This window comes from Bifidobacterium sp. POST2/T3 (B1), assembly GCF_058197115.1.
On sequence record NZ_JBVPQK010000135.1, the window covers coordinates 1 to 6,711 of the forward strand.

Here is a 6,711-nt window from a genome sequence, read left to right on the forward strand (position 1 = left end):
TTCAAGCTGGCCTTCCTGGGCGAGAAGTCCAAGTTCAAGGACATGCCCCAGGACTATCAGCAGGGAGGGGTCTGATACCGGAATCCGACTGGAAGATTCTCTACCTCACTTTCTTGATCATGACGGCTGCGATGGCCGAAAAGATCGTCATGGTGATGGCAACCGGGAAGACCAAGTTATAGCCTCCGCTGACGGTGACTATGGTCGACGTGAAGACCGAACCGATAGCTTGCCCTGCGCAAGTAGCTATGTTGATGAAGCCCAGGTCCTTGCCTGCGTTCTCCTTGTTGGGCAGGACGTCAACATTGAGTGCTTGATCTATAGCGGAATACATGCCGTACCCGAAGCCGGCTACGCCTGCGAAAAGCAGCATTCCAGTGGGAGTGGGGATGGCCCATGCCAGAGCGATGCCGATAGCATAGAGGGCGCAAGCGAATATGATGGGTGGTTTGCGCCGTTTGATCATATCGGATATGGGCCCTGACGAGAAGGTTGCTATCAGGGAAACCACCATGGTGATCATGGACATAGTGGCGATGACGGACCCTGCCTGTGCCTTGGTCTGGCCGATGCGATCCTCAAGGATATAAAGCTGGTAGGCTGTGATCATCTGGTAAGCGATCAGCAGGCCGGTACGGCATATGAAAGCCTTCCAAAAATCTGATGCTCCCTTAGTCGGTGGCGTGAAGGCGTGGACTAGAACTTTCCAGACGGGCTCGGCCGTCTTGGGGATATCCTTGTTGGAGGCCTCGCGTGGAATGACTGCCATGGGAATCCATCCGGCAAGAAGAAGAGCAATGCCTGCCACTAAGAATCCGACTTGGGTGTGATTGATGAAAGCCGAATCCATGAGGGTTCCTATGCCTTGGCCGATGACTGCGCCTCCGCCAAAGGCGGCTGCTGCTGTTCCGCGGTCTTTTTCAGGGACACGGTCCGAGAGGACGGCGGTGATTGGTGCGGTCATCATGTTCAGACCGATGAGTGAGATGCAATAGATGATTCCCACCATTGACCCGCTCTTGGGTAAGCCAACTGCATAGAAGCAGACGCCATCAACTACGGCGCCCGCAACGATCCACGGTGTTCGTCGCCCAAATCGTGAACGCGTCCTGTCGGACATACTTCCGATAAAGACGTTGATGAACATGGAGAGAACGGCTCCAACCCCGCTGATAGTGCCCAAGAGGGCAGAGGGGTTGGCTACCCCGATGTCTTTGAGACGTTGGGGAAGAAGGACCGCAACCGCTCCATTGAATCCTATGTAGACCAGAAGGTTGTAGATGAAGAGGCCTACCACATAGCGTAGCGATTCCGCCTTACCTTTCTTCGCGGGTTGATCCGATGCTGAACCAGACTCTGGAGTCGCTTTAGCTGTCGGATCTGTTGCTGGCTTGGATGTTGACATGATGCGTTGCCTTCTTTGCCTAGTCAAGCTTGATCCAAGCGGAGGCGTCTTGTGGAAGCCGACCGTCTGCTGTGAGTGGTTCAGAAGTCAGAAGAATCCTGCCGTGAGGCAGCGTTAGAGGCTCTTCACTGAAATTCGTGACGTTGGCCCACCCATTAGCGCGGCGGTAGGCGATTGAACCGCCGGGGTATCCGTTAGCGCCATCATGTCTATTAGAAGCCTTGTCGTAGTCTTCCAACCAGGTAATGCCGGTATCGTCTGTCTGGTTCTCGTGACGGAGCCTGATTACCTGCCGGTAGAAGGAAAGCATGGAGTCGGAGTTAGCCTCTTCCACATCAACTGCGTGTTGGGCGAACCAATCCGGCTGGGGCAGATGGGGCTTCTCAGAGGTCTGGCCGTCAGGTTTTCTCTCGGGTGAGAACCCGAAGGAATGCTTGTCCTTGCCGATCCAGGGCAGGGGGACGCGAGCTCCGTCCCTGCCTTTCCTGGCCATGGATTCCTTGGCACTGAAGGCCGAGGGGTCCTCGAGTTTGTCCCACGGGATATCAGCAACATCGAAGAGGCCTAGTTCTTCTCCCTGGTAGACGTAGGCCGAACCAGGTAGGGCCATTTCCATCATGATGGCCGCTCTGGCCCGCTTCAATCCCAGGTCTCGATCCTCGTGATATGTTGTTCCGTCACGCAGAAGCCAGTCCTTGGCAATGGTATGGTATTGGCCATTATCGGATTTGACCTGAGGGAGGGCGTAGCGCGTGGCGTTTCGGGGAATATCGTGATTGCTCATCACCCAGGTCGAGGTAGATCCTTCGGTCCGCGCAGCGGACGCTATTCCGTCCTCGATGGCTAAGTGCATTTCGTCACGGAGCCAGTTGCATTTGGCGAATTCGAAGTTGAAGACCTGACCGAGTTCGTCCTGGCGGGCGTAGAGATATTGACGGTTGGCTGGAACCCAAGCCTCGCCCACGGCAAAACGTGCCGGCGTGTACTTGTTGAAAACTTTGCTGCGCCACTCGCGATAGATCTCGTGGACCTCGTCACGGTCGTAAACGGGGTGGGTGCCATCATCTACTGTTACATTCATGGAGTCTAAGTCGTAGTCATCTAGATCGTCTCGGTCGAGGTCCTTGGCCAAGCCGTTGGCTACGTCGATACGGAATCCATCGGTGCCGTGGTCACACCAGAAAGTCAGCGTCTTAATGAAGTCGTTGCGCACTTCCGGATTGTCCCAGTTGAAGTCAGGTTGTTGTTCTGTGAACAGATGCAGATACCACTGACCGTCTGGGACCCTGGTCCATGCGGGGTCCCCGAAGTTACCTACCCAATTGCTTGGAGGCAACTCGCCATGTTTTCCCTTGCCGTCGCGGAAGATGTATCGATCCCTTGCTGCTGACCCTGGGGCAGAGTGAAGAGCTTCCTGGAACCAAGGATGAAGATGGGAGGAGTGGTTGGGAACGATGTCGACCATCACCTTAATGCCTCTGCTATGTGCCGCTTGGGTCAGCATGTCAAAATCGTCCATGGTCCCCAGCCTTGGGTCAACGTTCCTGTAGTCTTCTACGTCATATCCGCCGTCTGCCAGTTCGGAGGGATAGAAGGGGGATAACCAGATGGCATCGACTCCCAGTTCCTTTAAGTAGTCCATCTTACTGGTGACCCCATTGATGTCACCCAGGCCTGAGCCTGTAGAGTCCTTAAAGCTGCGGGGGTAAATCTGGTAGATCACCGCTTGTTTCCACCAGAGGTCAGCTCTAGTAAAAGCGTTTTTATTATTAGTGTTATTTTCTTGCATAACTTCAGTATCCTCACTGATCAATTAGTTGCTGTATTACATCATTGTGCCATATAATCCCGTGTATTCTTCGAAGGGGATTATTGCTTCCTAAGAATAATAGCGCTTGCATTAAAAAGTCAAATTATGAGTGTGCTTCTAGGATTTGCTCCGATATACTGTGAGAGGGATGTACTGTCCTTGCTGGAAAGGTTATGAAATGTCTAGGGTCACCTTGCACGATGTCGCTGTTGAGGCAGGTGTCTCAGATTCCACAGTTTCGCGTGCGCTTCGTGGTCTGGATAAGGTGGACGGTCGGACCCGTGCGAGGGTGCAGGATGCGGCTAGGCGTCTGCGGTTCTCCTTTGCCAGGAATGCTTCATCGTTGGCCAGCGGTAAAACCATGAGGGTTTCGATTGTTTTTGCAAATGCCCTCAATACATGGTTTGACTCATCTGTGCTCCAAGGAGCTTACGATGTCCTAGTCCGCAACAAGTACGATGTTGTTCCCAACACAGTGCGTACCCACGAACAGCTCAATACCTTTTTTGAGCGTCTTCCCGCAGACGGGAACGTGGATGCCATCATAGTTACTTCTATTAACCTAGGACAAGTGGAATCCGAAATCCTTGGTCAGTTGACCATACCCACGGTCGGGCTTGATTCGGGCAACCTGACGGGATTTGATGCCTCCGTTCTCTTGGATGACAAACGTGCTATGCGGGAGGCAGTCGGGCTCCTGAAGCAGCTTGGGCATCGACGCATCGCTTTTGTGGAGCAGCCGGCTCCGGGAGATTTTCATTTTACTTCTCAGTTACGGGCTGATGATTTCATGGAGGCTGCTCATCAGCAGGGTTTTGTTGGCGAAAATGCTCAGCGTTTCGATATGGGTAAATTCAGTGACTACTACACACAGGATGTGGCTGTTTCCTCTGCGGTGGCCCGTCTGTTGGCTGCAGAGGCTCGCCCGACAGCCATATGTGTGGAGTCAGATGACTTCGCCATCAGCCTAGTTGCCGAATTGCGGCACTTCGGGATACGCATTCCCGAGGAAATGTCGGTGATCGGCTTCGACGACACCAACGTGGCTTCTGCTGTGAACTTAACAACGATCCATCAGAATCCAATAGAGATGTCTAGAGACGCAGCCACTAAGGCCTTGATATTAATGCGTGGAGAGCATCTCCAGGAACCCCATTCATTAATGACTCCCGCCTTGGTCCTACGGGGGACCACGGCACGCGCACCACAGCAATAAGACCCGGATGTGGTGGGGATGGCCAGGAAGATGCAGAATGCTTGGTGGGGAAGTCGTTAGAGCCCGACTCAGAAGCGCGTATCGTCCGACAACCTGAATTAATATGACTCTCGCCGGCCGAGGGCTCGTACTAGGACACGTGTCCTTTGTAGAATCAAGTCTATGGCCTCCGAAGATTGTGATCAGTGCGCTTCTCGTATGTCGCCCTGCGAAAGGTTATTCTATGAGTTTTGGTTGTGGAAACTTCGTATTCCTCACTCGTACTGACGCAAACATGAAGACTTGCAGCAATCAACGGGAGGAGGCCTAATATGAACTGGCAACGTTGGCGCTCCCTCCTGGCTCTTCTGGTCGGCAAGGTGGTGCGTCTCGTTTCGCGTCTGTCCCATCATGGGGGTTCGGCCTTGCCTGGCAAGGTGGTGGAGCGGATCGACCCGGGCTTCCTGGCCAAGACCCTGTCGGGGCTGCCTCGCGGGGTGGTTCTGGTCTCGGGGACCAACGGCAAGACCACCACTACCCGAATGGTCGCCTCCATGCTGGAATCCCTGGGTCTCAAGGTCTTCACCAACCCGACTGGGTCCAACTTCACCCGTGGCGTGGTCTCGGCCTTGGTTTCCACTCTGGGGCTCTCCGGCCGTCTGCACGCTGACATTGCCGTCCTGGAGCTGGACGAGGCCTATGCGGTCCACTTTGTGCGGCAGGTCAAGCCCCGCTACGCCCTCCTGCTCAATGTCATGCGTGACCAGCTGGACCGGTTCGGGGAAATCGATACTACTGCCCGGCTGCTGGGTCAGGTGGCCCAGGCCACCACGGGCACGGTGGTCCTCAACCGGGAGGATCCGCGCATTGCCAGCCTGGCTGCTCAGACGCCGGCCCAGACCGGTGTGGCCTACTTCGGCCTGTCGGACGATCTGCTGAGCTATTTCCCCACCGATGACGACATGCATGCCTCGGATCAGGATGCTGATGGTGCCGGTGCGGCCAGCGCTTCCCGCCCGGTCCGCCCCGGTCACCGGCTGCCAGCCGAGGTTACCCTGGAAAGGGTCATGGACCACAGGGCCGCCTTCCGCCTGGACGGTCGGCTTCTGGAGACCGATCTGCGTCTGGAAGGTGTCTACAACCTCTACAATGCGGCCGCTGCCCTGGCGTTGGTGAGAGTCGTTCTGGAAGACAAGGAGCCTGATGATGCAGCGCTCATGGATGCCCTGTCCAAGGTGACGCCCGCCTTCGGCCGTGGCGAGGTCATCACCTACCAGGGCGCGCCGGTTGAGCTGGTCCTGGTCAAGAACCCTATGGGCTTCCGACTGGCCCTGTCCTCCTTCGACCCTTCCGGCCAGGACACCATGATTGCCATCCGGGACGAGTATGCGGACGGGCGTGACATGAGCTGGCTCTGGGATGTGGACTTCACCTCGCTCAGGAATACCGGCGTGGCTATGGTTTCCGGCACCCGGGCCTATGACATGGCCCTGCGCCTGGCTTATGACCAGGTGCCCACCGAGGCGATCGAGACCGACCTGGATCGGGCGCTGGCAGCCTTCCTGGAGGTGCATCCAGGCCGACCCAAGCGAATCTACTGCACTTATACGTCTATGCTCCGGCTCCGGTCCGCCCTCGGCAGGATCACGAGCGTGGACGATGCCGGGGTGGGCGCATGAGCGAGCGAACCAAAAGGAGCGCAGGAATGCCTCAGACGCAGGATAAGACCAAGGCCGTGGGAGACCATCCGCCGTTGCTGATTCTCTCCCTTTACCACCGCGACATGAACATCTATGGGGATTCGGGCAACATTCTCAGCGTGACCCGCAGGGCTGATTTGTATGGGTTCAGTCCCGTGGTCCGTTATTACGATCCCGGCGATGCCTGGCCGGAGCGGATCGACATGATTCTGGGCGGTGGCGGCCAGGACCATGGCCAGGAACGGATCATCGACGACCTGCGGGAGCGGGGCGAACTTTTGCGCGATCTGGCCGACCAGGATGTGCCCATGCTGATGATCTGCGGGCTCTATCAGCTCTTCGGCCATTATTTCGAGACCTCCGACCATGAGCGCCTGGAGGGGGTCGGCATTCTTGACGTGCACACCATTGCCAAGCCCGAGCGGATGATCGGCAACCTGGTGGAGCAGGCAGAGGACTTCGGCAGGGTGGTTGGCTACGAGAACCACTCGGGTCTGACCTACCTGGGGGAGGGGGCCCAGCCTCTGGGCATGGTGACCGAGGATGGCCGCGGCAACAATGGCAAGGACCACACCGAGGGGGCCCGATGGAAGAAGGTCAT

5 protein-coding genes and 1 pseudogene are annotated in these 6,711 nt (G+C 56.4%); 4 read left to right on the top strand and 2 right to left on the bottom strand.

What is annotated here, in order from left to right:
* Positions 1–100: 100 nt before the first annotated feature.
* Positions 101–1,405 carry an MFS transporter gene (locus AC0AP0_RS07315; RefSeq protein WP_490429936.1) on the bottom strand — a complete coding sequence of 435 codons (1,305 nt, stop codon included), beginning with the start codon at positions 1,403–1,405 and terminating at the stop codon, positions 101–103.
* A 19-nt stretch (positions 1,406–1,424) separates the two neighbouring features.
* Positions 1,425–3,194 (bottom strand): glycoside hydrolase family 13 protein, encoded by a 1,770-nt coding sequence (locus tag AC0AP0_RS07320; protein ID WP_110413547.1) that lies wholly within the window; start codon positions 3,192–3,194, stop codon positions 1,425–1,427.
* A gap of 199 nt (positions 3,195–3,393) precedes the next feature.
* On the opposite strand from AC0AP0_RS07320, the pseudogene AC0AP0_RS07325 reads away from it, so the two are divergent.
* The 4 genes and pseudogenes from AC0AP0_RS07325 to AC0AP0_RS07340 form a co-directional block, all read left to right on the top strand.
* Positions 3,394–3,522 (top strand): annotated as a pseudogene (locus AC0AP0_RS07325) (LacI family DNA-binding transcriptional regulator); the annotation flags it as partial.
* A gap of 36 nt (positions 3,523–3,558) precedes the next feature.
* Positions 3,559–4,431: a LacI family DNA-binding transcriptional regulator gene (locus AC0AP0_RS07330; protein ID WP_490429941.1), complete on the top strand. Its 873-nt coding sequence runs from the start codon at positions 3,559–3,561 to the stop codon at positions 4,429–4,431.
* A 311-nt stretch (positions 4,432–4,742) separates the two neighbouring features.
* A complete protein-coding gene (locus tag AC0AP0_RS07335; protein ID WP_490429938.1) occupies positions 4,743–6,089 on the top strand; it encodes a Mur ligase family protein in 1,347 nt (448 codons plus the stop codon).
* Positions 6,090–6,115: 26 nt separating this feature from the next.
* A partial coding sequence (locus AC0AP0_RS07340) for a type 1 glutamine amidotransferase (RefSeq protein WP_490429940.1) occupies positions 6,116–6,711 on the top strand: 596 nt, incomplete at its 3' end.

What these genes read in the sequence shown, in the direction of transcription:
- AC0AP0_RS07315 (WP_490429936.1), bottom strand. Translation starts at nt 1,405, where the DNA reads ATGTCAACATCCAAGCCAGCAACAGATCCGACAGCTAAAGCGACTCCA.
- AC0AP0_RS07320 (WP_110413547.1), bottom strand. Translation starts at nt 3,194, where the DNA reads ATGCAAGAAAATAACACTAATAATAAAAACGCTTTTACTAGAGCTGAC.
- AC0AP0_RS07335 (WP_490429938.1), top strand. Translation starts at nt 4,743, where the DNA reads ATGAACTGGCAACGTTGGCGCTCCCTCCTGGCTCTTCTGGTCGGCAAG.